General features: G+C 34.8%; 27 protein-coding genes. 15 read left to right on the top strand and 12 right to left on the bottom strand.

Going from position 1 to position 26,588, the window contains the following annotated elements; all coding sequences use genetic code 11:
• Nucleotides 1-242 precede the first annotated feature (242 nt).
• From ABEB31_RS08680 to ABEB31_RS08725, 10 genes are all read left to right on the top strand, one after another.
• Nucleotides 243-1,400 (top strand): homogentisate 1,2-dioxygenase, encoded by a 1,158-nt coding sequence (locus tag ABEB31_RS08680; RefSeq protein WP_347051037.1) that lies wholly within the window; start codon nt 243-245, stop codon nt 1,398-1,400.
• Nucleotides 1,401-1,549: 149 nt separating this feature from the next.
• Nucleotides 1,550-2,710 (top strand): 4-hydroxyphenylpyruvate dioxygenase, encoded by a 1,161-nt coding sequence (hppD, locus tag ABEB31_RS08685; protein WP_347051039.1) that lies wholly within the window; start codon nt 1,550-1,552, stop codon nt 2,708-2,710.
• Nucleotides 2,711-3,008: 298 nt separating this feature from the next.
• Nucleotides 3,009-3,779: a DUF3108 domain-containing protein gene (locus tag ABEB31_RS08690; RefSeq protein ID WP_347051040.1), complete on the top strand. Its 771-nt coding sequence runs from the start codon at nt 3,009-3,011 to the stop codon at nt 3,777-3,779.
• Nucleotides 3,779-4,720, top strand: coding sequence for a tryptophan 2,3-dioxygenase family protein (locus ABEB31_RS08695; RefSeq protein WP_347051042.1), 942 nt, complete (start codon nt 3,779-3,781; stop codon nt 4,718-4,720). Before ABEB31_RS08690 ends, ABEB31_RS08695 begins: the two co-directional genes overlap by 1 nt.
• 23 nt (nt 4,721-4,743) lie before the next feature.
• The gene (locus ABEB31_RS08700; RefSeq protein WP_347051044.1) at nt 4,744-5,967 is read left to right on the top strand and encodes a M23 family metallopeptidase; all 1,224 of its coding nucleotides are present in this window, start codon (nt 4,744-4,746) and stop codon (nt 5,965-5,967) included.
• Between the two features lie 113 nt (nt 5,968-6,080).
• Complete coding sequence (locus ABEB31_RS08705) at nt 6,081-6,701, top strand: hypothetical protein (protein ID WP_347051046.1); 621 nt, start codon at nt 6,081-6,083, stop codon at nt 6,699-6,701.
• Nucleotides 6,702-6,970: 269 nt separating this feature from the next.
• Nucleotides 6,971-8,614 (top strand): glucose-6-phosphate isomerase, encoded by a 1,644-nt coding sequence (pgi, locus tag ABEB31_RS08710; protein ID WP_347051047.1) that lies wholly within the window; start codon nt 6,971-6,973, stop codon nt 8,612-8,614.
• A 325-nt stretch (nt 8,615-8,939) separates the two neighbouring features.
• Entirely contained in the window at nt 8,940-11,687 is a 2,748-nt protein-coding gene (locus ABEB31_RS08715) for a TonB-dependent receptor (protein ID WP_347051048.1), read from the top strand.
• 106 nt (nt 11,688-11,793) lie between these two features.
• Complete coding sequence (locus ABEB31_RS08720) at nt 11,794-12,216, top strand: hypothetical protein (RefSeq protein WP_347051050.1); 423 nt, start codon at nt 11,794-11,796, stop codon at nt 12,214-12,216.
• Between the two features lie 91 nt (nt 12,217-12,307).
• A complete protein-coding gene (locus tag ABEB31_RS08725) occupies nt 12,308-12,799 on the top strand; it encodes a septal ring lytic transglycosylase RlpA family protein (protein ID WP_347051052.1) in 492 nt (163 codons plus the stop codon).
• A gap of 32 nt (nt 12,800-12,831) precedes the next feature.
• On the opposite strand, the gene ABEB31_RS08730 is transcribed toward ABEB31_RS08725, so the two are convergent.
• Nucleotides 12,832-13,287: a DinB family protein gene (locus tag ABEB31_RS08730; protein ID WP_347051053.1), complete on the bottom strand. Its 456-nt coding sequence runs from the start codon at nt 13,285-13,287 to the stop codon at nt 12,832-12,834.
• An 80-nt stretch (nt 13,288-13,367) separates the two neighbouring features.
• Between ABEB31_RS08730 and ABEB31_RS08735 the strand changes: the two genes are divergently transcribed.
• The 5 genes from ABEB31_RS08735 to nadD all read left to right on the top strand — a co-directional run bounded on the left by ABEB31_RS08735 (nt 13,368) and on the right by nadD (nt 16,696).
• Complete coding sequence (locus ABEB31_RS08735; protein WP_347051055.1) at nt 13,368-13,718, top strand: arsenate reductase family protein; 351 nt, start codon at nt 13,368-13,370, stop codon at nt 13,716-13,718.
• Between the two features lie 229 nt (nt 13,719-13,947).
• Nucleotides 13,948-14,808: a YicC/YloC family endoribonuclease gene (locus ABEB31_RS08740; protein ID WP_347051057.1), complete on the top strand. Its 861-nt coding sequence runs from the start codon at nt 13,948-13,950 to the stop codon at nt 14,806-14,808.
• A 165-nt stretch (nt 14,809-14,973) separates the two neighbouring features.
• A complete protein-coding gene (gene gmk / locus ABEB31_RS08745) occupies nt 14,974-15,546 on the top strand; it encodes a guanylate kinase (RefSeq protein WP_053473399.1) in 573 nt (190 codons plus the stop codon).
• 94 nt (nt 15,547-15,640) lie between these two features.
• Nucleotides 15,641-16,006 (top strand): four helix bundle protein, encoded by a 366-nt coding sequence (locus ABEB31_RS08750; protein WP_347051058.1) that lies wholly within the window; start codon nt 15,641-15,643, stop codon nt 16,004-16,006.
• 108 nt (nt 16,007-16,114) lie between these two features.
• On the top strand, nt 16,115-16,696 hold the full coding sequence (gene nadD, locus ABEB31_RS08755) for a nicotinate (nicotinamide) nucleotide adenylyltransferase (protein ID WP_347051059.1): 582 nt from the start codon (nt 16,115-16,117) through the stop codon (nt 16,694-16,696).
• 243 nt (nt 16,697-16,939) lie between these two features.
• Here the strand turns inward: nadD and ABEB31_RS08760 are convergent, their stop codons facing one another.
• The 11 genes from ABEB31_RS08760 to ABEB31_RS08810 form a co-directional block, all read right to left on the bottom strand.
• Nucleotides 16,940-18,409 (bottom strand): nicotinate phosphoribosyltransferase, encoded by a 1,470-nt coding sequence (locus ABEB31_RS08760; protein WP_347051061.1) that lies wholly within the window; start codon nt 18,407-18,409, stop codon nt 16,940-16,942.
• Complete coding sequence (locus ABEB31_RS08765) at nt 18,406-19,350, bottom strand: ADP-ribosylglycohydrolase family protein (RefSeq protein WP_347051063.1); 945 nt, start codon at nt 19,348-19,350, stop codon at nt 18,406-18,408. Before ABEB31_RS08765 ends, ABEB31_RS08760 begins: the two co-directional genes overlap by 4 nt.
• Nucleotides 19,351-19,353: 3 nt before the next feature.
• Entirely contained in the window at nt 19,354-20,085 is a 732-nt protein-coding gene (locus ABEB31_RS08770) for a metallophosphoesterase family protein (RefSeq protein WP_347051064.1), read from the bottom strand.
• A 3-nt stretch (nt 20,086-20,088) separates the two neighbouring features.
• Nucleotides 20,089-20,631 carry an RNA 2'-phosphotransferase gene (locus tag ABEB31_RS08775; RefSeq protein WP_347051066.1) on the bottom strand — a complete coding sequence of 181 codons (543 nt, stop codon included), beginning with the start codon at nt 20,629-20,631 and terminating at the stop codon, nt 20,089-20,091.
• Between the two features lie 79 nt (nt 20,632-20,710).
• The gene (ybiA, locus tag ABEB31_RS08780; RefSeq protein ID WP_347051067.1) at nt 20,711-21,241 is read right to left on the bottom strand and encodes a riboflavin biosynthesis intermediates N-glycosidase; all 531 of its coding nucleotides are present in this window, start codon (nt 21,239-21,241) and stop codon (nt 20,711-20,713) included.
• A gap of 11 nt (nt 21,242-21,252) precedes the next feature.
• Nucleotides 21,253-22,335, bottom strand: a complete 1,083-nt coding sequence (locus ABEB31_RS08785; RefSeq protein ID WP_347051068.1) for an adenylosuccinate synthetase — start codon at nt 22,333-22,335, stop codon at nt 21,253-21,255.
• 222 nt (nt 22,336-22,557) lie between these two features.
• Complete coding sequence (locus tag ABEB31_RS08790) at nt 22,558-23,427, bottom strand: hypothetical protein (RefSeq protein ID WP_347051070.1); 870 nt, start codon at nt 23,425-23,427, stop codon at nt 22,558-22,560.
• Nucleotides 23,428-23,429: 2 nt separating this feature from the next.
• A complete protein-coding gene (locus ABEB31_RS08795; RefSeq protein WP_031455095.1) occupies nt 23,430-23,765 on the bottom strand; it encodes a hypothetical protein in 336 nt (111 codons plus the stop codon).
• Nucleotides 23,766-23,909: 144 nt separating this feature from the next.
• Nucleotides 23,910-24,746 carry a ribose-phosphate diphosphokinase gene (gene prs, locus ABEB31_RS08800; RefSeq protein ID WP_347051072.1) on the bottom strand — a complete coding sequence of 279 codons (837 nt, stop codon included), beginning with the start codon at nt 24,744-24,746 and terminating at the stop codon, nt 23,910-23,912.
• A 74-nt stretch (nt 24,747-24,820) separates the two neighbouring features.
• Complete coding sequence (locus ABEB31_RS08805) at nt 24,821-25,513, bottom strand: NUDIX hydrolase (protein ID WP_347051073.1); 693 nt, start codon at nt 25,511-25,513, stop codon at nt 24,821-24,823.
• Between the two features lie 98 nt (nt 25,514-25,611).
• Nucleotides 25,612-26,517 carry a LysR family transcriptional regulator gene (locus ABEB31_RS08810; protein ID WP_347051075.1) on the bottom strand — a complete coding sequence of 302 codons (906 nt, stop codon included), beginning with the start codon at nt 26,515-26,517 and terminating at the stop codon, nt 25,612-25,614.
• Between the last annotated feature and the right edge of the window lie 71 nt (nt 26,518-26,588).

The raw sequence follows: 26,588 nt of genomic DNA on the forward strand, positions 1-26,588 counted from the left end.
TTAAGAATAAATTAATGCTAAAAAAATGTGATATATAATTTTAATTAATAAAAATTACGATATTTGTTGTAATGAAAACAAAATGGACAGGTTTATTGGAGTATCTTCAATTTCTTATCAAAAGAAATCCGGAGTAATACTATCGAATTGAATAATTAGCCAACTTAGAAAATGAGCTGATTATCTGTTCACAATTTACATTTTCTAATTATCTAATTTATAAATTATCTAATTGAAAAGCCATGCCATTATATCACAAACTCGGAAATTTTCCGCAAAAGCGACACACTCAATTTGAAAAACCAAACGGTGGTTTTTATTACGAACAGTTATTTGGAACCGAAGGTTTTCATGGCCATTCGTCACTTTCCTATCATATTCACAGACCCACTCAGGTTAAAGAAATTTTAAATTCGTATTCGGTTGAACCAAAAATTGCAATCGGAAAAAATATCAAATCACTATTATTTAAAGGTTTCGAACTTAAACCGGAAAATGACTTTTTGGACAGTCGAAAAGCAATGTTGGTCAATAAAGACTGCATTATAGGACTTGCAGCTCCAAAAGAATCACTTCGAAAGTATTTCTACAAAAACGCAGACGCAGACGAAATGCTTTTTATTCACAGAGGAAAAGGAAAACTTCGTACGATGCTCGGAAATATCCCTTTTGAATATGGTGATTATCTTATAATTCCAAGAGGAATTATTTATCAAATAGAATTTGAAACCGAAGACAATCGACTTTTTTATGTAGAATCCTATTCTCCTTTTTACACGCCAAAACGTTATAAAAACCAATCGGGTCAGCATTTAGAACATTCGCCATTTTGCGAGCGTGATTTTATTCTGCCAAACGAATTGGAAACGCATGATGAAAAAGGTGATTTTTTAATTAAAATCAAAAAAGAAGGAATGATACACGAGGTTGTTTACGCCACACATCCCTTTGATGTTGTGGGGTGGGACGGCTACAATTTTCCATACGGATTTTCAATTCATAACTTCGAACCTATAACCGGGCGTGTACACCAGCCGCCACCGGTACATCAAACTTTTGAAACGGCTACTTTTGTCGTTTGCTCTTTCTGCCCGAGACTTTACGATTATCATCCAAAAGCAGTTCCGGCACCTTATAATCACAGTAATATAGATTCAGACGAAGTTTTGTATTATGTTGATGGCGATTTTATGAGCCGTAATAATATCGAGCAGGGACACATTACTTTACATCCAAAAGGAATTCCACACGGTCCCGCACCTGGCGCAATGGAACGCAGTATTGGTCACAAAGAAACTCAGGAATTAGCCGTTATGGTTGATACTTTCAGGCCATTAATGGTTACCGAAGAAGCTATGGGATTAGATGATGGTCAGTATTACAAATCCTGGACGGAGTAAAAAAATTTAACCGCAAAGCACGCAAGGAAAAATACGCAAAGAACACAAGGCTTTGCGAACCTTGCGAAAACTTAGCGTCTTTGCGGTAAAAAACACAATCAAAAAACACTTTCGGTTTATAAAACAACCGATTTTAAAAAATAAATATTATGTCAAAAGAAGTAAAATCAGTAGAATACGGATTAGAGAAAATATTTGAAGGAGCGCAGGATTTCCTTCCTTTATTAGGAACAGATTATGTAGAGTTTTATGTCGGCAATGCCAAACAAGCAGCACATTATTACAAATCTGCTTTTGGTTATCAGTCTTTGGCTTATGCCGGACTGGAAACCGGAGTTCGCGACAGAGCTTCTTATGTTTTAAAACAAGATAAAATCAGAATTGTTTTGACAACGCCTTTAAATGCAGATTCTCCAATAAATGATCACTTAAAAAAACATGGTGACGGTGTAAAAGTGGCGGCGCTTTGGGTAGAAGATGCAAGAAGTGCGTATGAAGAAACTATCAAACGTGGCGCACGTTCTTTTATGGAGCCCACGGTTGAAAGCGATGAATTTGGAGAAGTAGTCCGATCCGGAATTTACACCTACGGGGAAACCGTTCATATTTTCGTAGAAAGAAAAAACTATACTGGTGTGTTCCTTCCAGGTTACAAAGAGTGGAAATCTGATTTTAATCCTGAACCAACCGGTCTGAAATATATAGATCATATGGTTGGAAATGTGGGTTGGAATGAAATGAATACCTGGGTAAAATTCTACGAAGAAGTAATGGGATTTGTGAATTTCCTGTCTTTTGATGACAAGCAAATCAATACAGAATATTCCGCTTTGATGAGTAAAGTAATGTCAAACGGAAACGGAAGAATTAAATTCCCGATCAATGAACCTGCCGAAGGAAAGAAAAAATCTCAGATTGAAGAATATCTGGATTTTTATGGCGGACCCGGAATTCAGCATATTGCCATAGCAACCGATGATATTATTAAAACAGTTTCTGCTTTAAAATCACGCGGTGTTGAATTTTTATCTGCTCCCCCACATGCCTATTACGAAGCAATTCCGGAAAGATTAGGCGTCCACATGGATATGATGAAAGAAGATTTAAACGAAATTGAGAAGCTGGCCATTATGGTTGACGCCGACGAAGACGGATATCTTTTACAAATTTTTACCAAGCCCGTTCAGGATCGTCCGACACTTTTCTTCGAAATTATCCAAAGAATGGGTGCAAAAGGATTTGGTGCAGGTAACTTTAAAGCACTTTTTGAGTCGATCGAAAGAGAGCAGGAATTGCGAGGAACGCTGTAAAACGTTAATTTTCACACATAAAATCATATAATTCTCCAAAAAATGATGCTTTTTTTGCAAATGTTATGTTAAACTTGACTTTTGCTATTTGTTTTTTGAACTTTCTATCTATCTTTGCACTCGCAAATCAGGAAGGGGTGGTTTCCTTCCGAATTGATATAAATTTCATAATTTATAGTTTTTTGGTTAGTTAATAGCATAAAAACTCAGTCATCTTTGACTGAGTTTTTTTGTTTTAGTAGATTTGGAATAGAATTTGCATTTATTTATCTTTATAATAAAATGTAAATATTGTACTATGAAAAAGTATTTCCTCATCATATTAGCACTCACAACTCTGTCTTTCGATACTCTTAAACAAGATGCTTTCGATACCGGAGAATTCTTCAAATTCAGAATACACTACGGAATTGTAAACGCAGGTTACGCAACGCTCGAAGTCAAAGATGCAACCATCAATAATAAAAAAGTATATCATTCTGTAGGAAAGGGTTATACAACGGGAATGTCAAAATTTTTCTTCAAAGTAGATGATTTGTATGAAAGCTATTTTGACAAAGAAACAGGAAAACCGTATCGCTATGTCAGAAAAATTGACGAAGGCGGTTATACTAAAAATCAGGAAGGTTTTTTTAACCAGAACGACAACAGAGTTTTGGTAAAAGACTACAAACGAAAATCTGAAAAAACTATTATTGTAACTGAAAATGTACAAGATATTGTTTCAGCTTTTTATTATCTCAGAAATCACCCCAATATAGACAAACTTAAATCGGGTGATGCGATTACAATTGATATGTTTTTTGACGAAGAAATCACAAAATTTAAGTTAAAATATATAGGTCGTCAAGATATTACGACTAAATTTGGAACGATTTCTACAATGGTCTTTAAGCCATCTGTTCAAACCGGAAGAGTATTTAAAGAAAAGGAAAGCTTAACACTCTGGATTACAGACGATGTAAACAAAGTTCCTATTCGAATTAAAGCAGATTTGGCAGTAGGATCTCTTAAAGCCGATCTCGACGAATATAAAGGACTTCAAGGTCCACTTAAAGCAAAAAAATAATGAACCCTACAGATAATTCTGAAGCAATCTTAAAAGAAATTGATCTTAAATTTCAAGCCATAAATCAAAAAACTGATGTTCAGTTAGAAGGATTACTTTGGGCCAAACCAATTACTTACTGGGATTATATTCAGACAGATGCGCTTTTAAATTTACAAATTCAGCGCACCACACTTCCTGACGAAATGGTCTTTATTATGTACCATCAGGTTAACGAATTAATCTTTAAGATGATTTTGTGGGAAATTGATCAAATTGCAGAAACAGAAAATATCCAGGTCGGGTTTTTCAGCGAAAGATTATCCAGAATTACAAGGTATTTTGACATGCTTACCAATTCGTTCAGCATTATGGAAAACGGAATGGAAGTGGATCAATATATGAAATTCAGAAATACATTAACTCCGGCAAGCGGATTTCAGAGTGCGCAATATCGCATGATCGAATTTGCCTCGACAGATGTAATCAATCTGACTGACACACGTTACAAAGATAAATTTGATGAAAATACAGATTTAGAAACTTCGTTTGAACATCTATATTGGCAGGCTGCCGGCAAAGATTATCGCACCGGAGAAAAATCGTACCTGCTTAATGAGTTTGAAAAAAAATACAAAGATCAGTTTTTAAGACAGATGTCATCGTTTAAAACAAAAAACATCTGGAGAAAATTCATCCAATTACCAATTGAAGATCAACAAAATAGAGAGCTGATCGATGCTATGCGCCATTACGACAAAACGGTAAATATTACCTGGGTAATGCAGCATTTAAATACTGCTAGAAAATATATTTTGGAAAGCGGAAAAGGAAATGGCGAAGCAACCGGAGGAAGCGACTGGCAAAAATATATGCACCCAAAGTACCAAAGACGCATCTTTTTTCCTAAATTGTGGACCGAAGAAGAATTGTTCAATTGGGGAAACGAAACTAACATTTAATTCCCACAAAAAATCCCACAAGTTTGAAAAAAGCAGTCGTAATTTTAATTGTCTTGTTTTCGATATTTTCTTGTAATAAAAAAACAGAAGAAAAAGTAGAAACAAAAATTACCAAACCAAAAACCAAAAAAATAGAATTCGGTTTTAATTACGCAGATTTCAATGTTGTAAACGATACAATTTCCAAGGGAGATTCTTTCGGCTCGATTATGCAGAGTCAAAATATCGGAGACAAAAAAGTGCACGATATAGTAGAACAGGTCAAGGATTCTTTTAATGTGAGATCTATTCGCTACAACAAACCTTATACTTTACTTCGCTCCAAAAACAAAACAAACAATTTAGAAGTTTTTATTTATCAGCCTGATGCGCTTACGTATTACATAATTGACTTAAGAGACAGTATTGCAAAAGCTTACAAAAAAATAAAGCCCGTTACGCTTAAGCGAAAAATAATTGGCGGTGTGTTAAAAAGTTCATTATCTGAAACCTTAGGAAATGAAAGTGTTGAAACCGCTCTTGCCAGCAGAATTACCAAAGTTTTTTCCTGGTCTATTGACTTCTTCAAACTTAAAAAAGGCGATCGTTACGGTCTAATTTTTACTGAAAGATTTATCAACGGAAAAACGTACGACGGCGTTGAAGAACTGGAAGCTGCTTTCTTTGAATATAAAGGTAAGATCATTTATGCTTTTCCTTTTGAAAGAGACACAACTTCCGGAAAAATAGAATATTATGACGACGAAGGAAAAACACTAAAAAACTTTTTCTTAAAAACGCCGATTAAATTCAGCCGAATCACTTCGCGGTTTACAATGAACAGATTTCATCCTGTACAACATACCTGGAAAGCACATAAAGGGACCGATTATGCTGCTCCAACTGGTACTCCCATTTCAACAACTGCTTCAGGAGTTGTGGAGGCAACTGGTTATACTGCCGGAAACGGGAATTTCGTAAAAGTAAAACATAACGGAACCTACTCCACACAATATCTACACATGTCTAAGATTCTGGTTCGTCGCGGTCAACGCGTAACGCAGGGACAAACGATTGGCTTAGTCGGAAGCACAGGTTTGGCTTCTGGACCTCACGTTTGTTATCGTTTTTGGAAAAATGGAGTTCAAGTAGATGCACTTCGATTGAATCTTCCAACCGGAGAATCTTTAACCGGAAGTGACAGAACTCGTTTTATGAATCAGATAGAACCTTTGAAAAGAGAACTGGACAGTATTGGTAATTTGTAAGAATAAATCCTTGTTGCTGTAAAATTCATACGCGGAATAAATACATAGAACATTCTTTACATTTTCGAACTTCTCAACTCTGGGTTCAGGGAAATTTAAATATCGCTTAAATAATGAAAAGTACTCGCCTTAAATCAATGTACAATGAAACTTTTTCAGGTTTAAAATTATTTTACCGCGATACCAATTTAGCAGAAAATTTAATTTCAAATTATAGAACCGGCCAGATTATTCAGGAAAAAGGATTTACAGATATGTCTTCAATTGGCGGCGGACTTTCGGGTAATTTACGATATTTAATTGCCAGCGCACATGCCAAAGATATTTCAAAATTTAATCCTGACTCTGGCAAAATTGGTCACTTTCTATTAGATTCCATTTCCTATTTTAAGGTTTTGGATGTTCAAAAAATTGGCAATAAAACCCAAATTTTTCTTTTAAATATTCCTGATAATGCCATTACACTTTTCAAAAATTCCACTTCAAACCTGGAAGAAGAAATTATAGAAAAAGCCAGAAAAAAATTCAAAGATAAAGTCGACGCTGACATAATACCTGACTTACAAACTGAAAGCTGGAAAGAAAGAACTAAGTTTCCACTGGGAATGAGTGAAAATGGGGAACTGTTTTTTGATGATTCTAAAATTAAAATCGAAGAATTGAAAAGAATAGAAATCGATACCGAAAATAAAATTATTCATATCAATAAAAAGCCCTGGTGGAAGATTTGGTAATCTGATTTCCCAGATTCTAAACATTTCCAAACGGACCTCAAAGAGGTCAAATATTTATAGACATAAATTATTGGGATAATATGCAACCCCAAAAGGCTCGTATTCTATTCGATACCATGATATTCTATACATATTTAATCCCTTCAGGATTGCTTTGCTCATAAAACGTTTTCGTAACTAATTGTTATATAATCGTGAACCTTTAAGGTATTAAAACTTATTTCAGTATTTTTGTGTTTCGATATAAAACAAACTCAATTATATAAAAAATGGCTTTAAACACAACCAACCCAACCGGGACTGAAGCGTGGAAAAATCTGCAAAACCATTACAACGCAATTCACGAAACCACAATACAAGAATTGTTTCAACAGGATAATGACCGCGCAGCAAAATTTAACCTGCAATGGAATGATTTCTTAGTAGATTATTCTAAGAACAACATCAGTCAGGAAACTATTTCTCTCTTATTAGAATTGGCAAATTCAATTGGATTAAAAGATTCAATTGCTCAATATTTCGGAGGCGCATTAATTAATCAGACTGAAAATCGTGCCGTTTTACATACGGCTTTGAGAGCTCCTGAATCTGCGGTAATTAAAGTTGACGGAGAAAATGTAATTCCGGAAGTTTATACTGTAAAAAACAAAATCAAAAACTTTACTGAGGAAATAATTTCAGGAAAAAGAAAAGGTTTTACAGGCAAAGCTTTTACAGATATAGTTAATATCGGAATTGGTGGTTCAGATCTTGGTCCGGTTATGGCTGTTGAAGCTTTACAATTTTATAAAAATCACCTGAATACACATTTCGTTTCGAATGTTGACGGCGATCACGTAAATGAAGTTATCAAAAAACTAAATCCTGAAACTACTCTTTTTGTGATCGTTTCTAAAACTTTTACCACTCAGGAAACACTTTCAAATTCAGAAACTATTAAAAAATGGTTTTTAACATCAGCTTCACAGGAAGATATTGCAAAGCATTTCGTAGCGGTTTCCACCAATATTCAGAAAGTAACCGAATTCGGAATTAACCCTGACAATGTTTTCCCAATGTGGGATTGGGTTGGAGGTAGATTTTCTTTGTGGAGTGCCGTTGGTTTAAGTATTGCTCTGGCAGTTGGTTTTGAAAATTATAATGATTTACTGAAGGGTGCCAACGAAATGGACGAACATTTCAAATCGGCCGAATTTGACGAAAACATTCCGGTATTATTGGCTCTTTTAAGTGTTTGGTATAATAATTTTTATGGTGCCGAAAGTGAAGCTTTAATTCCTTACACACAATATTTACATAAACTTGCACCTTATTTGCAGCAGGCTTTTATGGAAAGTAACGGAAAAAGCGTTGGCCGTGACGGAAAACCCGTTAACTACCAAACGGGAACTATCATTTGGGGAGAACCCGGAACGAATTCGCAACATGCATTCTTCCAATTGATTCATCAGGGGACCAAATTGATTCCAACCGATTTCGTAGGATTTATTAAGCCTCTTTATGGCAATGAAGATCATCATGATAAATTAATGTCAAACTTTTTTGCCCAGACAGAAGCTCTAATGAATGGAAAAACGGCAGATCAGGTTCAGGCAGAATTTGACAAGCAAGGACTTTCTGAAGAAAAAGCGTCTTATTTGAAACCTTTTAAAGTTTTCACAGGTAACAAACCGACGAATACAATCCTGATTCAAAAACTGACTCCAAAAAGTTTAGGATCTTTAATCGCATTATACGAACATAAAATTTTTGTTCAGGGTGTAATTTGGAACATTTTCAGCTTTGATCAATGGGGAGTTGAATTAGGAAAACAACTGGCCAATTCGATTTTGGATGAGATTACTTCTAATACAGTTAAAAATCACGACAGTTCGACTTCATTTTTACTAAATCACTTTTTGAAGAATAAATAAAAATACTGTTTTTTAAAATTTTTATAACATTTCAAAACGTCTTAATTCATTAGAATTAAGACGTTTTTTTTACGTAAAATACCGACAAAAAGCATTAAAAATGCGTTGATTTACACGTTTAAGACTACAGTCTTATTCACATTATTATGATTTTAACAAAAAACACTTACACATATTCAAGTAAATGATGTATTTTTTAATAAAAAAAGTAAAATTCATTTTAATGCGCAACAGAAACCACAAAACTTGTTTTTCTTAACATTTCGATAACACTATCTGAGTTATTTGTTATAATTTTGCCAAAAACAATAAACTAAAGAACAAAATGAAGAAAATGAAAAATTGGTTACTGACCGGACTATTTTTTATGATAGTTTCAACCGTATTTTCTCAAGGTAAAGTTACTGGTATGGTTACCGACGGTGTCGCTTCACTGCCAGGTGCTAACGTAGTTATCAAAGGATCTACTACAGCAACCTCTACAGATTTTGATGGTAAATTTACTATCGACTCACCAAGCAGCTCAGGCGAATTGGTAATTACATTTTTAGGTTTTGATACGAAAACAGTTAAGTATTCAGTATCTGGTGGAACTACAAACATTGGAAACATTGTTTTAGCTTCTAATTCTAACGAATTAAGTGAAATCGTTGTTAAAAGTACAACAGTCGATATCGCAAAAGACAGAAAAACTCCTGTTGCCGTTTCCACTATTAAAGCTGCAGAAATTCAGGCAAAATTAGGAAATCAGGAGCTTCCTGAAATGCTAAAAAGTACACCATCTGTATATGTAACTAAATCTGGTGGTGGTTTTGGTGATTCAAGAATTACTGTTCGTGGATTTAGCCAAAATAACGTTGCTGTAATGGTGAACGGTATGCCGGTTAATGACATGGAAAACGGTGCCGTTTACTGGAGTAACTGGGCTGGTTTGTCTGACGTTACTTCTTTTATTCAGGTACAAAGAGGTTTAGGATCTTCAAAATTAGCTATTGCTTCTGTTGGGGGTACTATGAATTACGTAACTAAAGCTTCTGACTTGAAACAAGGTGGTACAGTTGGTACCTCTTTTGGTAATGATAATTTCTTCAAATCTAACGTTGCTTACAACACAGGAAAATTAGACAGCGGATTCTCTGCATCTGTTTTATACAGCCACACTCAGGGTGACGGATATGTAGACGGAACTGAATTTAACGGAGACAACTACTACGTAGCTCTTGGCTATACCACAAAAAACAACAAGCACGACTTCCAATTTACAGTTACTGGTGCTCCACAATGGCATGATCAAAGATCTACATTTATCACTATAGCTCAGTACCAAAAATATGGTACAGAATCTGATCCAAACATTAAATACAACTCTGACTGGGGTTATAAAGGAGGTGAACAATTTAACATGGTAAGAAACTATTACCATAAGCCGGTTGTTTCATTAAACTATGATTTCCAAATCAATGAAACTTCTAAATTATCAACTGTCGGTTATGTTTCTTTCGGACGTGGAGGAGGTTCCAGAGGAGCTGGTGGTATTAGAGGTTTTAACTATGCTAATAACGCATTCAGAACAGCAGACGGTTTAATTGATTACGACAAAATTGTTGCTTACAACTCAGGACAAACTGTAAACATTAACGGTACTAACTACACTCGTACAACTAACGGTACAAGTGGACAGTTTCAAAATAGCTCTGCTACAGGAAATTTAACAAATTCTACAACTGGTATTTCTCAAATTTCATCTGTTAACTCACATAACTGGTATGGTGCAATTGTTAACTTCAATAAAAAATTCTCTGATCGTTTAACCTGGGATTTAGGAATTGACGTAAGAGGGTACAAAGGAATTCACTACCAAAATGTAAACAATTTATTAGGAGCTGACTCTTACCTTGATAACTTTGATGTAAACAATCCAAACAGAGTTTTAACAAACACATATTCTACATATGCTGCCTGGAACGTATTCAAAAGCACGGATAAAGAAGAAAAAATCAACTTTTACAATGATGGTGACGTAAGATGGTATGGTGGATTTACTCAATTAGAGTACTCTTCAGACAAGTTTACTGCGTTCATTCAGGGTGCACTTTCTCAACAAGGATTCAAAAGAGTGGACTATTTTAAATACCTTTCTTCAAATCCACTGTCAAGCACAGATTATGAAAACATCTTAGGTGGAAACGTAAAAGGTGGTGTTAATTATAACATCAATGAGCATCACAATGTTTTTGTTAACTCAGGATACTACTCTAAACAACCATTTTTTAACGCTGTTTACCCAAACAACGCTTCATTAGTAAATGGTAACTTAACAAACGAAAAAATCTTCGGTATTGAAGCTGGTTATGGTTTACGTACACAAATGTTTACTGCAAACTTAAACTTTTACCGTACTTCATGGAAAGACAGATATCAAAGACAAAATGACGGAGCTGCTGATAACCCTGGAGGTTACTTCGATTTTGCTGGAATTACGGAAATCCACTCGGGGATTGAGTTTGACGCTACTGCTAAATTACTTGATAAACTTACTCTTACCGGAATGTTTTCTATTGGAGATTGGAAGTATGAAGGAACAAGTACAAGTAACCGTTATGACTCAGGAAACAATCCTATCGGTGGAGGTACTCCTATAACATTATACCTTGACGGTGTAAGAGTTGGAGATGCTGCTCAAACTACAGCCGCTTTAGGTGCAACTTACGAGATTTTACCACGTTTTACTGTTGATGCGAACTACAACTATAACGACAAATTATACGCTGCAATTTCTCCAGGAAACTTTACATCTGCAACTAACAGAGGTTCATTACAATTACCATCTTACGGTACAGCTGACGCAGGATTATCTTACAAATTGTTAGTTGGTAAAAACAAAAGCAATTCTGTAGGCTTCAGATTAAACGTAAACAACGTTTTTGACTATACTTACATTGCTGAAGCAAAAACAAATATATTTGCAGCAGATGTTCCAACTGTTTCAACATATAAAGGTATTGCTACTACAAACCAGGTTTACTTTGGTTTCGGTAGAACTTGGAACTTCGCGTTACGTTACGATTTCTAATATTTAGAATCTAAATAAATACCATAAACGGCATTGACTTTTAAGTTTAATGCCGTTTTTTTATAGTCATTTTTGTTATATTTGTTTTCAACAAAAAACATCGTTTATGTACAATTTTATACAAAAATTACACTCTGGCTGGGCATACCTTGCATTACTGCTTTTACTTGTTGCAGTTGTTAACGCCATTATCGGAGTCACTTCAAAAAAAGAATTTACAGGAAAAGATCGTAAAATCGGTTTGTTTGCTTTAATTGGAATTCATACTCAATTATTAATTGGTCTGATCCTTTATTTTGTTTCTCCGTTAGGAAAAGCTGCTTTCGGGCAAATGTCGAATGCAGAATTGAGATTAACTTCGTTAGAGCATCCTCTTATCAATCTTATTGCCATCATCCTAATCACAATTGGATGGTCAAAACATAAAAAATTAATCAATAGCGAAGCTAAATTCAAAACCTTTGCTATATTTTACGGATTAGGATTATTGCTTATTTTAAGTAGAATTCCGTGGAACCTTTGGTTCTAAAAATACCAATTAAAAAGCCCTGATGAAGGGCTTTTTTTATCTCGGCATATTATTTGTACAAACTCCCCCCAAGTCTGAAAAAAAATAACCCATGAGAAACAACAAAAAAATTTTATTCGCCACAATCGCTCTGACTCTAATTAGTGGATTTTCGTATGTGGTAAGCCAGACCAAACCTACAACAGAACCTAAAATTATTCAAGACACTGTTAAAAATGTAAAGCCAAATCTGGTTGCATTACCTTTAGACTCCGTATTTACAGACAAAGGTTTAAAACTAAAACCTTATAAAAAAAACGCTCACGCTTCTTACTACGCAGATCGTTTTAACGGGAAGAAAACCGCTAACGGCAGTAGATTTAACAACAACAGTTATACGGCAGCTCACAAAAAGCTTCCTTTTGGAACAAGAGTAAAAGTTACCAATGAAGCTAATGGCAAATTCGTTATCGTCAAAATTACCGATCGTGGACCTTTTGTAAAAACCCGTGAAATCGACTTGTCTAAGAGAGCTTTTATGGAAATCACCAGAAATAAAGGCGCCGGCGCAATGAAAGTGACTATTGAAAGAATAATGGAATAAAAAAAAATCCCGCTCTAAGCGGGATCTTTTTTTTAAACAAACTTTCTAATACTCATAATGATTCCGAGGTGAATTCCTTCATGATAATTATTGAAATTTAATGCCTCTTCAATATTGCGAAGTGTAAATCCAACGCTGGTTGGATATTCCTGATACTTCACAAAAACGTTGTTTTTAAAATCTTCTTCGATTTGTCTGCTTGTTGTTAAAAGCAACTCTCTAATTTCGTCAACTTCTTGTTGAGAAAGATCTCCTTCCGGCTTTGCTCCTTTTCTGTATTTCATTATAAATTCTTCCGGAAGTTTGGTTGGCAAACCCGACAGTTTATATACTAAGGCTTGCTGTGTAGCCGCACAATGCGCTATATTCCAGATTATATTATTACTAAACCTTTCCGGAATTTTATTTAATTGTTCTAAAGAATGAGAGTCCAATACTCTTAAAAGATTTTCTCTTATGTTTTTTTGTACTGCAAAAACTGAATCCATATTTGTAATTTTTTTTCTAAAATTAATCATTTTTCAATTTCAAATGGATTTTCTTTGTAATCTAATTCAATTCGACAATTATGGACAAAATATATTACCTGGCTTCTTGCGATACCTGTCGCAAAATCATCAAAAATCTTCCTGAAAATAATTTAGTTTTTCAGGATATCAGGCAAGATCCAATTACGGAAGAACAGTTGGAAGAAATGCATAAACTGGCCGGAAGTTACGAAGCTTTATTCAGTAAAAAAGCGCAATTGTATAAGTCTATGGACTTAAAAAACAAATCTTTGAGCGAAGCTGATTTTAAAAAGTATATTTTGGAACATTATACTTTCTTAAGCCGTCCGGTTTTTATTATTGATAATCAGGTTTACGTGGGAAACAGTCAGCAGAATATTCTTCAGGTTACAAAAGCGTTGCAAAAATAATATTTTGAAAAAGCGCTTATGAATTTGAATTGCAGCGTTAGGGATAGAAATGGAAATCCTTTTTTTTGTCCCGTTTTATTACGGGACAAAAAAAAGATTGAAACGGATAGCCTCCCGATAGCTATCGGGAAAGGGAACGCCCAAAACAAAGTACAAATTTAGCGACTTAAAAACTAGAAACCTCAGCTGTTAAGTTTTTTAGTATCTTTGCGCCTTTATACTCAATTATATGATACAATCTATGACAGGGTTTGGCAAAGCTTCTTTGCAATTGCCTACAAAAAAGATTACAGTCGAAGTAAAGTCCTTAAACAGTAAAGGTTTAGATTTAAATGTAAGAATGCCGTCGCTTTACCGCGAAATGGAACTTGGCTTAAGAACTCAGATTTCGACTAAACTGGAAAGGGGAAAGATTGATTTTGCGATTTACATCGAAAGTACTGCAGAACAGACTTCGACCAAAGTAAATGTTCCTGTTGTAAAAAATTATATTGCACAACTTAAAGAAGTTTATCCTGATGCTGATGAAACTGAATTGATGAAAATGGCCGTCCGTATGCCGGATACATTAAAAACAGAACGCGAGGAAATTGACGAAAATGACTGGGAACAGATTCAGGTTATTATTGAGGAAGCACTGCAAAACATCTTAAGTTTCAGAAAAGACGAAGGAGAATCTCTTGAAAAAGAATTCAATCTACGAATTGCAAATATTCGTCAGTATATGAACGATGCTCTGGCATTGGATCCGGAACGCGTTCAGGCGATAAAAGACCGTTTGCAAACTGCGATTTCTGAATTGCAGGTTAATGTGGATGAAAACCGTTTTGAACAGGAATTAATCTATTATTTAGAGAAATTAGACATTACGGAAGAGAAAGTTCGTTTAACGAATCATTTGGATTACTTTTTAGAAACCATAAAAGGTACTGAAGCCAATGGTAGAAAATTAGGTTTTATTACTCAGGAAATGGGTCGTGAAATTAATACTATGGGTTCTAAATCGAATCATGCGCAAATGCAGAAGTTGGTCGTGATGATGAAGGATGAATTGGAGAAAATTAAAGAACAGGTTTTGAATGTGTTGTAAAGCTATAAGCATTAAGCTATAAGCATTAAGCTGTAAGCATTAAGCTGTAAGCATTTAACTTTACGCATAAAAAAACATACAGAAAAAGCTTAAAGCATATCGCCTAAAGCTTAGAGCAAAAACAAAAAGCTTAAAGCATATCGCTTACAGCCTAAAGCATACACAATGAATAAAGGAAAATTAATTGTTTTTTCGGCGCCATCCGGATCAGGAAAAACAACGATCGTAAAACACTTATTAGGACAAGAAGATTTAAATCTTGAATTCTCAATATCAGCCGCTTCTCGTGATCCACGTGGTGAGGAAGTTCACGGAAAAGATTATTATTTTATTTCTTTAGAAGAATTTAAAAAACATATTAAAGCCGAAGATTTCCTGGAATGGGAAGAAGTGTACCGCGATAACTTCTATGGCACTTTAAAATCGGAAATTGAAAGAATCTGGGCTTTGGGAAAAAATGTGATTTTTGATATTGATGTCGCAGGCGGTTTACGTATCAAACATAAATTCCCGGAACAAACTTTAGCAGTTTTTGTAAAACCTCCAAGTGTAGATGAACTTAAACGAAGATTAAAAGAACGTTCCACAGAAAGTGACGACAAAATTAATATGCGTATTGCTAAGGCATCTGTAGAGTTGGCGACTGCTCCTCAATTTGATGTGATTATTAAAAATTATGATTTGCCAGTTGCCTTGGAAGAAGCGCACCAACTAGTAAAAGATTTCGTAAATAAGTAGTTTTTTAGTCCTTAGTTATTAGTAATTAGTCCTTAGTGGACAGCTTTTTTTTTTCTTTACGTTTAATTTTGAGTTTAAAATCAAAACTTAAAATATGAGTGGAATTAAATCATACAAAGAATTACTAATTTGGCAGAAAGGAATAAAAATCGTTGTTTTAGTCTATAAACTTACGAATGGTTTTCCAAAAGAGGAAATATATGCGCTAACAAGTCAATTAAAAAGAGCCAGTGTATCAGTTCCATCAAATATAGCAGAAGGATTCGGAAGACAAAGTGACAAGTCATTTAATCATTTTTTGAATATTTCGAGAGGTTCATTGAATGAAATAGAAACACAAATTATTATTGCAAAAGAATTAGATTTCATCTCTGATAATAATTTATTTAATGAAATAATGTTTTTGATTGAAGAAGAAAGCAAAATGATAAATGCTTTTTCAAGAAATCTTAAAGATTAGTATTTTAGTCCTTAGTTTTTAAGTACCTAGTTCTTATCTTTAATACTATGACGAAAGATTAAACTTAAAACTAAGTACTAAGCACTAAAAAACTAAGTACTAAAAAAAATGAAAATAGGTCTTTATTTCGGCACATACAACCCAATTCATGTTGGGCATATGATTATTGCCAATCACATGGCAGAATTTGCCGGTTTAGATCAGATTTGGATGGTGGTTACGCCTCATAATCCGTTAAAGCAAAAAGCAACGCTTTTAGACGATCATCAGCGATTAGAAATGGTTTTTCTGGCAACAGAAGATTATCCGAAGATAAAACCGTCGGATATTGAGTTTAAATTACCTCAGCCGAATTATACTGTAATTACGCTCGCGCACTTACAGGAAAAATATCCAACGCATGAGTTTTCTTTGATTATGGGCGAAGATAATTTGAAGACACTTCATAAATGGAGAAATTACGAAGTGATTCTGAACCATCATGATATTTATGTGTACCCAAGAATTTCTGATGAACCTGAAAATATCGAATTAAAATCGCATCCTAAAATTCATGTAATCGATGCACCAATTGTGGAGATTTCATCGACTTTTATTCGAAATAATATCAAAGAAGGAAAAAACATTCAGCCTTTACTTCCTGCAAAAGTTTGGGAATATATTGATCATAATAATTTTTATAAAAAGTAATCATAATTTTTTATTTGAATTGCCTCCAGTTTTAACTGGAGGTTTTTAATTGTTAGTAAATGCTTTAGCCCAATTCAGACGTTTGGCTAAAGCCTGTATTGGACCAATACTATTACCTATAGCTAAAGCTGTAGGCAACTTATTACAAACAAAAGACCTTTGTCAAAGTTTTAAACTTTGACAAAGGTCTGAGGATACAAAATAAAAAATCAGGAATTTAAAATTCTGGATTTTGTTTTGTAATTAAGCTTCGATACTCACGTCACTTTTTACTCTTGTCCTAATCTCGCTTAAAGATTGATCAACTAAAAGCTTTCCATCTCTGAAAACCTCTTTCAATTCGCCTTGTTTTTCTTCTACCCAGGAAACATTATCGGTTAAATGGTACTTGCCGTCGATTAAGTCGATTTTCATTAATCCTTTGGCAGATTTTTTAGTTCCGTCATCAGTAATTGGATCTTTGAAGATCGCTCTTCCTTGTCCGTTTACTTCGCCATAAGTGGCTTTCATTGCAAATCCGAAAGTATCACGAGTGTTATATTGATAAGTGAAAGATCCGATTCCTAAAACCACATTGGTAGAAGCAAAACCTTTTTCTTTTAATTTTTCGCAGATTTGAGTTGCTCTGGCTACGGTAATACTGTCTCCGTAAATCGCTCCAATCTGTGGCACCAATTCTTTGAAACCTTTATCGTTTGTTGTTCCGCCAAAAACATCCCAAAGCAATTCGATTACTCCTTTTTTCTCCTGTTCTGTTTTTCCGTCGGGATTTCCGCAGATAATTAGAATAGGGTCACCGCTGTCAGGACGAATCACGACTTTTCCTTCTCTGGAAACGATATCTTCTTTTAAACGTGGTAGATAATCCGTTAGCACTTTCCATAAATCCCAGGTGTCAGAAACAATAGAAACAATTCCTTTTGGATACACTTCTGTTATCAGTCTTTTGAATGTTTCATACTCGCCTTCTGTCGTTCCCATACACATTACAGAATGTTCTGTTGCCGCTACTGAACCTGCCACTAATTCCTGATCTGAATTGGCGTTGTAATATTCTTCTAAAAAATCGATCGCCGGAATCGTGTCAGATCCTGTAAAGCTCAATAAATGTCCCGCAGCAGAAGTTAGTGCTGCTTCAATACCGCCCATTCCCCTCATAGAGAAATCGTGTGCCTGCCAATCTACAAATTCAGGAGCAGAAGAAGTTTCTGCAGCAAATTTGTCTAATACTTTTCTATATTCTTTTGCAATTGTCGCAGAGTTACACGGTAACCAAACCACTGCAGAAAGTAACGTTTCGAAATAATTTGTCAGCCAGAAAAATTCCGGAATTGTATTGTACATCGTAAACATTGGTACTCGCAACGGAACGCTCGCTCCTTCCGGCAAAGCTTTAAAAACCATCGGAATATATCCTAAATCGTGTAAATCTTCAATATGCTTGATTCCGACCAGGTTTTCACCCAAATAATTATTAATTCTGCGAGAATATTTTTTTACAACTTCTTCCTTTGGCTTTTTGAAGAAAGACTCTTCAAAGTCATGAATAATATATTTTTTGATGAAATACTGCAATCCGAAAAAGATTACTTCATCCACTTCTTCGATACGTGATTTTCTTGGTGTCCAGTTAGAATATACTAATGTGGTTCCGTCTGGGTATTGTCTTCTGTGGTCAACTTTGTAACCGTCGGTTAATAATAAAGGGTTCATATATTTTTATTTAAATTATCTGCTAATCGTTCTGCCAAATCTTTTATATCATTTACTCTGACTAAATGCTCTATCCATTTCTCCGGAATATTATCCAGTCCGTAATAAATTCCTGCCAAACCTCCTGCAATTGCTGCCGTTGTATCGGTGTCGCCACCTAAGTTAACTGCTCTTAAAACGGTTTCTTCATACGAATCTGCATTTAAAAAACACCAAAAACTTGCTTCTAAACTATGGAGAACATAACCCGAAGACTGTATTTCACTTTCTACATAAAGCATATCGTATTTCAGAATTCTATCAAATAACTGAATTTCAGCAGGATTATATTTTTTATCTTCCAAAAATTTTGAAAGCACAACTTTCATATCCTTATAAGCTTCGAATTTATCTTTATCTTTTAAAATCTCCAAACAATATAGTACATAAATAAAACAGGCAAATACTGACCGGAAATGTGCATGGGTTATCGACGAAACTGCTTTGACTTTCCTGTAAATAATTTCGATATCTTTTTCTTTTTGAAGATAAAAGACCAGAGGCAAAATACGCATTAAAGATCCATTTCCGTTATCCTCATCAAAAAAGTTTCCAGAGAATTCGGCCGATTCTCCTTTTACTACACGAAGCAGAGAATGCTTGGTTGTACCGCCAATATCAAATACTTTATAATGAGCGCCCCAATATCCTTCAACCATCCATTTTACGAAAGTCTGCGCCATATCTTCGATATCAAAACCCCTGCATAAACTTTCTGCAGTACAAAAGGCCAGCGAACTATCATCACTAAATGTCCCCCGAGGCTGATTCCAGCACATAAATTCCAACATATCTGTAACCGGATTTTGTTTTAAATTATCTCTAGTCTTAAATTCAACCGGAACTCCCAAAGCATCGCCTATTGCAACTCCCAGTAAACCTGATTTTATGGTATTTTTCATCTTTTATTTATTTCTTCCTTTTTCATCAGGATACAAGGTTTGCACCACATCACTCTGCCAAAATTCTTTTGTTTCGATATTTATACACGTAAGTTTTCCATAAAAACCTGCTCCTGTATCAACATTCCAGACATTACAGCCCTGCATCGGAACTTCAACATCGTAATGAAGTGTAGGTGTGTGCCCGATGTATATTTCATTAAAAAGCAATAATCTTTTCGGATATAAATTGGAATCTTTTTGTATTCTTTTGTCCATTGTCAAAGCCATTTCCCATAATGTTCTGTCCCAGGAAAAATTCGTTTGATAATGTTCTTTTTCCGGTCCGTGCATGGATGAAAAACCAGCATGGATAAATAAATTATTATTTTCATCCACAAAATAATCTTTCATGTTTTTAAAGAAATCAAGATGTTGCTGCTTTCGCGAAAGATCGCTATCCTGATAACTTTCTATGGTTGATTTTCCGCCGTGCATAAACCATATTTCGTTTATCACATCATTCTGAAGCCACTCTTGACACCAGGCATCGTGATTACCTCTTATAAAAATACATTCCTGTTTTTGAGATAAATCAAGTAGGAAATCTATAACCTGAGCCGATTGGCTCCAACCGTCAACATAATCGCCTAAGAAAATTAATCGGTCATTTTCAGAGTAGTCAATTCTGTCTAATAACTGAAGTAAAGCTTTTAAACCTCCGTGAATATCTCCAAAAACTATTGTTCTTTTCATTTTTTAAAATTCAATATATTTCGCCGGAACCTCATCGGTCAGCCAGACATTGTTCTCGGATAAATAAAATGTATATCCGTCTCTGTGCATGGCACCGCTTCTAACGGTTAATATCTGAGGGATTCCTCTTCTGCTTCCTACTTTCGTCGCCGTTTCTTGGTCTTTACTCAAATGTACATGCTGACGACTCATTTTCTTCAAACCTTCTTTTCGAATGTTTTCCATGAATTTGCCAACCGTTCCGTGGTATAAATATTCTAAAGGTTCTGTTTCTGCCAGATTTAATTCAACCGAAATAGAATGCCCCTGACTTGCACGGATCTTGGTTTTATCTTCGTTGAAAGCAAAACGCTTTTTATCGTTATTTTCTACAACATAATCCAAAAGTTCTGCATTAAGACGTTGCCCTTTTTTATTACATTTTTCTATTAATTCTTCTACATCTGCCCATCCATTTTCGTCTAATTTTAATCCGATAGTTTCAGGCGAATGTCGCAGCACCAGACTTAAAAATTTGCTGACGCTTTTTGCTGTTTTTTCATTCATCTTTTCTATGTTATTTTTAATTTTTGTTTAATTTTTAATGCATTTGAAACTCTAAAAACCATAAAGTATACTCTACAGTTTATTGTTTCAATTTAGCTCTAACTTCCATCAAAGCAAAACCTAACAAATTCAACCCTTTCCATTTTTCAGGAACCAAAACATCTTTGTGATCTTCTGCCATTCCGATTCCCCAAATGAGATCTACCGGACTTGCCTCCACGATAACTCGTTCATTTGTATTGATTAGAAATTCGCTTAAATCTTTGTTTTGACTGAATTTATGATAGTTTCCTTCTTTTACAATTTCAAATCGGTTTTCTAACCAAACTTTATCATCGTAATTTCTAACTTTTCTACCCAGTTTTTTAGCTTCGGCCGGAGATTTACAGGCTATGATTTTAGCTAAAATTTCCTGATCGTCAAACAATTCCGCTTTCTTGGCCATCATCCAATGTTCGGCTGTTTTGTATGTGATGTTATCTACTTCAAAAGAACTCAACCACCATTGACTAAAACAGGTTTTTGTAATCGTTCCATCTTTCGTGGGCTGATGTCCCCAGAAAAATAAAAACTTACTTTCCGGAGCTATGTTTTCTATGTTGTACTTCATTTTTTTCTATTTTATTGATACAAAGAAGTAATGTTTTTAAAGTCTTTCGAATCGGGCGAAAACGATCCGTAGATTTCTTTAAATTCTGTTTTGAGACTTTCGAACTCATAATTCTGCTCAAGCTGATCCATACAGGTTACCACCAAATTTCGTTTCGCCATTGGACTGTAAGCGGCATCGAGTTTTAGAGCATAATTTAATAGATTATAATCTAAGCTTCCAAAACGTAAGTGCTTTTGATATTCGTTGAAAACACAGGTTTCTTCTTCGTTGTTTTTTAATTTTATTTCTCCTTCATTTGCCATCCAGCCGTGTCCGTGTCGGGTGGTGTAACTTCTGGTTGCGTAATAAATCTCAATATCTTCAATCTTTAATTTATTACAAATTTCAATTGCATTTTTTGAAGTCGTGTTGGCGTAGGTCACATTTGGAAAAACACCGTGATCCATATCCAGCAGAATTCCCTGGCTTCCTTCAAAAATCAGGTTTTTGTATTTTGAAAGGAAACAGTAATCGACAATATTCCATTTGAGTTTATCAATCGCTTCCAAATATTGTTTTACTTCTTCATCAATATCATCTTCATTTGAAAAACCATAGTAATACGCAATCTGGTTTAGCTTCTCTAGAAGCATTTCGCGTGGCGCAATCAAATCTATGGCAAACAACTTATACGGACCTTCGTTTCTTTTCATGGTAGAACCGATGCCTTTTCCGCAGGTTCCGTTTTCAATGTTTCGTACATTTCCTCTGTTGTGCCAGACATCAAAAGGTGTTGTAACTTTTGCTAACGGATGAATATACAAGTCCAGATTAGCGTTTTTTTCTTTTAATTCTTCTCGTTCGTTATACAGAAAAAGCGGATGAATCGTACAATGCTCACTATAATAAGATGGAAGACCTCGAAGTGCTCCGCTCGCAAAACTAGAATGCACGTGTTTTCTATCGCCGATCATAACGGTATGCGCCGCTTGTTGTCCTCCCGAAAAGCGAATAACTACAGATTGAGGTTTATGTTTTGCCAGAAAATCTGTTGTTATACCTTTTCCTTCATCACCAAATCCTAAACCTATAACTATTTGCGCTGTTTTCATTTTGTTATTTTTTTAATGCCGCAAAGACGTGAAGACACAAAGTATTTTAAGTATATACTTTAACAGTAACTTCTAAGTCAACAAATCTTATTTTCAATACTTTTTTTAACTTAGTCTTTTAAAAAAACTTAGCGTCTTTGCGACTTTGCGAGCAAATTTTCTTCGGCTAGAAAACTTTTAATCTCGCAAATACGCAGTTCCGAAGCTTCGGGAGCAAAGCTTTTAAAGCATTTCTATATTATCTAAACCTGAATCATTTTTATCAGAAACTGGTATTGTTCCTAATCCAGAACTTTTGTGTTTATCGCAGATAATCTTTTTTATTACGTTAGGAATTTCTCTGTGATCTTCAATCGACAAACAATTCTGACCTAACAATTCTTTCCACTCTACATCCGCATTGATCGCTTGTCCAGAGTGTAAAACACTAATATGATATACATCATAACGTTTTTGCGCTTCTGCTAATAATTCTAAATTTGTGTAAGTCTGCTGTCCCTGGCCCATAATTTCTTTAATGGCAGAAGCCGGAAGTTTTTTCAAACCTGGTTCATCTCCAACGGTAAACAGCAATCCTTTTTGTCCTCTTTTTTCGAATGCATCGGTTTTGGTATGAAATGCTGCAAAATACCACGCTAAAAGATAACTTTCTCCAGCATTTCCTCCGCCTCCGCCTTCGATGTATGTTCTTGTTAACCACATATCCAGTTCTTCGTCACCAGATTCAAACTGTCCAACCTGAAGTGGATATCTGTCGCATTCGTGATCTCCGATTCCTAAGAATAAAAGTGCCGGATCCGGAACACCGCCCTGAATAATTCCGCCCATTAATTTCGGAAGTCCTTCTTTAATAAGTTCGTGTGGAATATGTCCCATACTTCCTGTAACGTCCAATCCTAAAATAATCGGAACCGTGTTGGGATGTACTTCAGAATCTCTTGCTTCTCTAAAAATCACGCCATTCGGATTCATAGATTCATGAGCTCTGTGTAATGCATTTTGTGTAAAAATTTCGCTGGCAGATTTTTTTCCGTAACCTGCTGCTTCTGCTCTGCTCAAACGAGCGCCTATATCATATCTTGTACCTCCCATGACTAAAATGTTTTTCCAAATAAATATTCAAATCTCTTTTTTGTAACCTCAAACTGGATGTTTAAATTTCTAATCGTCAGCGAAAGTTCCATATCTTTCTGTACAAAAGCTTCCGGCTGAAAATCGGCAAATGTCAAACTGTTTTTATCCAGCGGACTAATATCAATCAGTCCTTCCTGTTCTCTTTCGAGTCTTTTGATTTTCAATTCGATATCTTCGACTCTTCGTCTGTAAATTAATTCAGAATCTTCGCCAATTGTTTTGGCTCTGTCTTCTCTAATCTGATCATTGTTTCTTTTTAAAGACTCAATAAATCTTGGTTTTAAATCGTCGCTCATAATTTTTTGGTTTTTTAAATTTGTTTCAGGTTTTTCTTGTTTCAGGTTTCAGGTTGTTAACTGAAGTTGAAATTTGAAGCGTTAACCTACAACTGTTAATAGATTTTTTTTAAGGTTTGCAAAAGAGACTTGAAACCTGAAACTTTAAACTAATTTGTCTAATCCAATCACCTCAACCCCACTTTCGCCTTCAAAATCCTTAAAAGAATTGGTTGTGAAAATGCCGTCAAAGCAGTTTAAAACTTCAAATCCTTTATTAAAAATTCCGTGGCTTACGGCTAAGTATAATTTTCCGGCGTTTTTCTTTTTTAATTCTTCTGCCAAGCCAACAAAAGTTCCTCCTCCATCGCAGATATCATCGACTATTAAACAATCCATCCCTTCTAAATCATCATTGTAAACTTTAAATCCAGATAATTTTCCGGTTTTTACGTCCCGGCTTTTGCTGCATTCCACCACATCAACACCGCCTAAAAACTCAGAAACTTTATAGATTTTCTTTAAGGCGCCACCATCAGGAGAAATCAGTTTTACGTTTTGGCCAATTCGGTTTAAAACTTCTTTTATAAAAGTGTAATTCGGAATTACAGTGCTATTGTTCAATAACGCTGGTGTAACTTCTGAGTGTGCATCAAAAACAAAAACCTTATTCAACTGCATTGCATTAATGATATCAGCATATACTTTCACAGACAACGGTTCTCCCGGAATCATAACACGGTCTTGTCTTGCTGCCGGAAAATACGGAATGAACAATTCGATAATTTTAACATCCATTCTGCGTAAAGCATCAACAGTAACACACAATAATCCTAAATCGTTGAAAGAATTTAGTCGGTGTGTAATCATTACTTTTCTATTCACATCAAAATCGGGTGCAATTTTAATATGTGGTTCTCCTCCTGAGAAAGTAAAACTTTGAAATTTGATTTCTTCCTGATTTTGAAAAGGAGCGAATTTTGGGTCGAGATTTAGTATCATAGTTTTTTAGTTTGCGTTAATTATACGCAAATGTAGAATTAAATTTTAAATAAACAATATATTTTGTGTAAAAATTACGCAAACTTTATTTCGAAGTGAATACCTTCTTTAGATAATTCATTATATTTCAGTTTATTAAATCGAAATAATTTTGCCGGACGTCCTGTTTTTATTGGAGAATAATTTTCCGTTTCTTCGACAATTCCAAAACTTAGTATCTTTTTTCGGAAGTTTCTTCTTTCGATTTCTTTTTCTAAAATAGTGCAATACAAATTTTCGAGTTCTGAAAAAAGGAACTCTTTTGGAAGTAAATCGAAGCCAATTGGCTCGTAACTTAATTTGGCTTTAAGTCTTTCAATAGCTTTTTTAAGAATTAAATTATGGTCGAAAGCCAGTTTCGGAATTTCATTTATTTGAAACCATTGCGCTTTATCTGCATCTGAACTGGCCACAATTTCTAGTTTTGAAGGATCGACCAAAGCAAAATAAGCAACAGAAATAACACGGTTTCGCGGGTCTCTTTTTATATCATCACCAAATGTAAATAATTGTTCAAAATAGTTTACTTCGACATTGGTTTCTTCTTTTAGTTCACGTTTTACAGCATCTTTCAGCGATTCATCATTTTTTACCAATCCGCCCGGAAGAGCCCAATAAGATTCTGCCGAACCAAATTTCTGCTGAATCAAAAGCACATACAACTGCCCATTTTGATATCCAAAAACAATGGCATCAACTGCAACTCTAATATTTTGTAGATTTTCCATAATCATACTCTTTATAGTTTTCCACTAATTGCAACAATTTTCCCGTAGTATATTTAAAATTAATTCGTGAAAATTACTGGAATTCGCGGCTTAAAAATTTATAATCTATTTCCAAAAAACAATTTCAGTTCTTTCTCTATCACCTCAAAAATTGATTTTACATTATTATTTTTAGGAGCTAACAAATACACAAATTCTTCGGGAACATGAAAGCTGTTCCAAACCAACTGTAATTTATTTTCTTTAATATAATTCCTGGCATTGCAATTCCATGTTACTGCAACACCTTCATTTTTTGATAAAAGTCTAAGCATATCCGACTCCGAAGGAATTATATAATTAGGAACCATTGACGGTCGCTTCTTATTAAAAGCATGCAGCCAGAATAATTTTATATGCGGAATTCGTGCATCATGACTGTACCACTTTTGTGCATTGAGCCACTGTTCCAGTTCCGTATAATTATCTGCTTTTAATTTCTGGCGAAAATCGGTTATATCCAAACTTGTGGGCGCCACCATAATTAGTTTTATTTTTCCAACAATTTCGTAGGTAGTATCAAAAGTGTCAAATCTTTTTGTGGTAATGGCAAAATCAAGTTTTTTAGCATCAACTAATGCAAAAAGTTCATCGTCTTCTGCAAAAGTAAAATCGATTAAATCAAATTTGGAAATTAGAAGTTCACCCACACAATTAAAAAGATGCCTTGAAATTCCAACAGAAATTAACCGGTTAGCATCTTCCGCTTTAGCGCGAAAACCAGCTTCCACACTTTCAAGCCTGTCCAACGCGTCTATTATCAAATTATTCAGTAACTTAGCGTATTCGGTTGGTTCTACTCCTTTTGATTTCCGGTTAAATAATTTATTCCCCACGTGTGCTTCAAGCATTGAAATTTGCTGACTAACCGCTGGCTGACTCATAAATAATTCCTTTGCAGCCACTGAAAAATTACCGTTTTTGTAAACTGCTTTAAAAGTTCTGTACCATTCGAGATTTACCATGATATAAATTTTATAATAACAAACATAGTTTATTTTATTTTTACAAATATCACTTAAGCCGTAAATTTGTC

Origin of the sequence: Flavobacterium olei (assembly GCF_039749035.1) — a bacterium.
GTDB classification, from domain to species: domain Bacteria; phylum Bacteroidota; class Bacteroidia; order Flavobacteriales; family Flavobacteriaceae; genus Flavobacterium; species Flavobacterium olei.

What these genes read in the sequence shown, in the direction of transcription:
- ABEB31_RS08715 (WP_347051048.1), top strand. Translation starts at nt 8,940, where the DNA reads ATGAAGAAAATGAAAAATTGGTTACTGACCGGACTATTTTTTATGATA.
- prs (WP_347051072.1), bottom strand. Translation starts at nt 24,746, where the DNA reads ATGATACTAAATCTCGACCCAAAATTCGCTCCTTTTCAAAATCAGGAA.
- ABEB31_RS08785 (WP_347051068.1), bottom strand. Translation starts at nt 22,335, where the DNA reads ATGAAAACAGCGCAAATAGTTATAGGTTTAGGATTTGGTGATGAAGGA.
- ABEB31_RS08680 (WP_347051037.1), top strand. Translation starts at nt 243, where the DNA reads ATGCCATTATATCACAAACTCGGAAATTTTCCGCAAAAGCGACACACT.
- ABEB31_RS08805 (WP_347051073.1), bottom strand. Translation starts at nt 25,513, where the DNA reads ATGGAAAATCTACAAAATATTAGAGTTGCAGTTGATGCCATTGTTTTT.
- ABEB31_RS08750 (WP_347051058.1), top strand. Translation starts at nt 15,641, where the DNA reads ATGAGTGGAATTAAATCATACAAAGAATTACTAATTTGGCAGAAAGGA.
- ABEB31_RS08795 (WP_031455095.1), bottom strand. Translation starts at nt 23,765, where the DNA reads ATGAGCGACGATTTAAAACCAAGATTTATTGAGTCTTTAAAAAGAAAC.
- ABEB31_RS08695 (WP_347051042.1), top strand. Translation starts at nt 3,779, where the DNA reads ATGAACCCTACAGATAATTCTGAAGCAATCTTAAAAGAAATTGATCTT.
- ABEB31_RS08690 (WP_347051040.1), top strand. Translation starts at nt 3,009, where the DNA reads ATGAAAAAGTATTTCCTCATCATATTAGCACTCACAACTCTGTCTTTC.
- ABEB31_RS08735 (WP_347051055.1), top strand. Translation starts at nt 13,368, where the DNA reads ATGGACAAAATATATTACCTGGCTTCTTGCGATACCTGTCGCAAAATC.
- ABEB31_RS08730 (WP_347051053.1), bottom strand. Translation starts at nt 13,287, where the DNA reads ATGGATTCAGTTTTTGCAGTACAAAAAAACATAAGAGAAAATCTTTTA.
- ABEB31_RS08705 (WP_347051046.1), top strand. Translation starts at nt 6,081, where the DNA reads ATGAAAAGTACTCGCCTTAAATCAATGTACAATGAAACTTTTTCAGGT.
- nadD (WP_347051059.1), top strand. Translation starts at nt 16,115, where the DNA reads ATGAAAATAGGTCTTTATTTCGGCACATACAACCCAATTCATGTTGGG.
- ABEB31_RS08775 (WP_347051066.1), bottom strand. Translation starts at nt 20,631, where the DNA reads ATGAATGAAAAAACAGCAAAAAGCGTCAGCAAATTTTTAAGTCTGGTG.
- gmk (WP_053473399.1), top strand. Translation starts at nt 14,974, where the DNA reads ATGAATAAAGGAAAATTAATTGTTTTTTCGGCGCCATCCGGATCAGGA.
- hppD (WP_347051039.1), top strand. Translation starts at nt 1,550, where the DNA reads ATGTCAAAAGAAGTAAAATCAGTAGAATACGGATTAGAGAAAATATTT.
- ybiA (WP_347051067.1), bottom strand. Translation starts at nt 21,241, where the DNA reads ATGAAGTACAACATAGAAAACATAGCTCCGGAAAGTAAGTTTTTATTT.
- ABEB31_RS08765 (WP_347051063.1), bottom strand. Translation starts at nt 19,350, where the DNA reads ATGAAAAATACCATAAAATCAGGTTTACTGGGAGTTGCAATAGGCGAT.
- pgi (WP_347051047.1), top strand. Translation starts at nt 6,971, where the DNA reads ATGGCTTTAAACACAACCAACCCAACCGGGACTGAAGCGTGGAAAAAT.
- ABEB31_RS08720 (WP_347051050.1), top strand. Translation starts at nt 11,794, where the DNA reads ATGTACAATTTTATACAAAAATTACACTCTGGCTGGGCATACCTTGCA.
- ABEB31_RS08740 (WP_347051057.1), top strand. Translation starts at nt 13,948, where the DNA reads ATGATACAATCTATGACAGGGTTTGGCAAAGCTTCTTTGCAATTGCCT.
- ABEB31_RS08790 (WP_347051070.1), bottom strand. Translation starts at nt 23,427, where the DNA reads ATGGGAGGTACAAGATATGATATAGGCGCTCGTTTGAGCAGAGCAGAA.
- ABEB31_RS08725 (WP_347051052.1), top strand. Translation starts at nt 12,308, where the DNA reads ATGAGAAACAACAAAAAAATTTTATTCGCCACAATCGCTCTGACTCTA.
- ABEB31_RS08810 (WP_347051075.1), bottom strand. Translation starts at nt 26,517, where the DNA reads ATGGTAAATCTCGAATGGTACAGAACTTTTAAAGCAGTTTACAAAAAC.
- ABEB31_RS08770 (WP_347051064.1), bottom strand. Translation starts at nt 20,085, where the DNA reads ATGAAAAGAACAATAGTTTTTGGAGATATTCACGGAGGTTTAAAAGCT.
- ABEB31_RS08760 (WP_347051061.1), bottom strand. Translation starts at nt 18,409, where the DNA reads ATGAACCCTTTATTATTAACCGACGGTTACAAAGTTGACCACAGAAGA.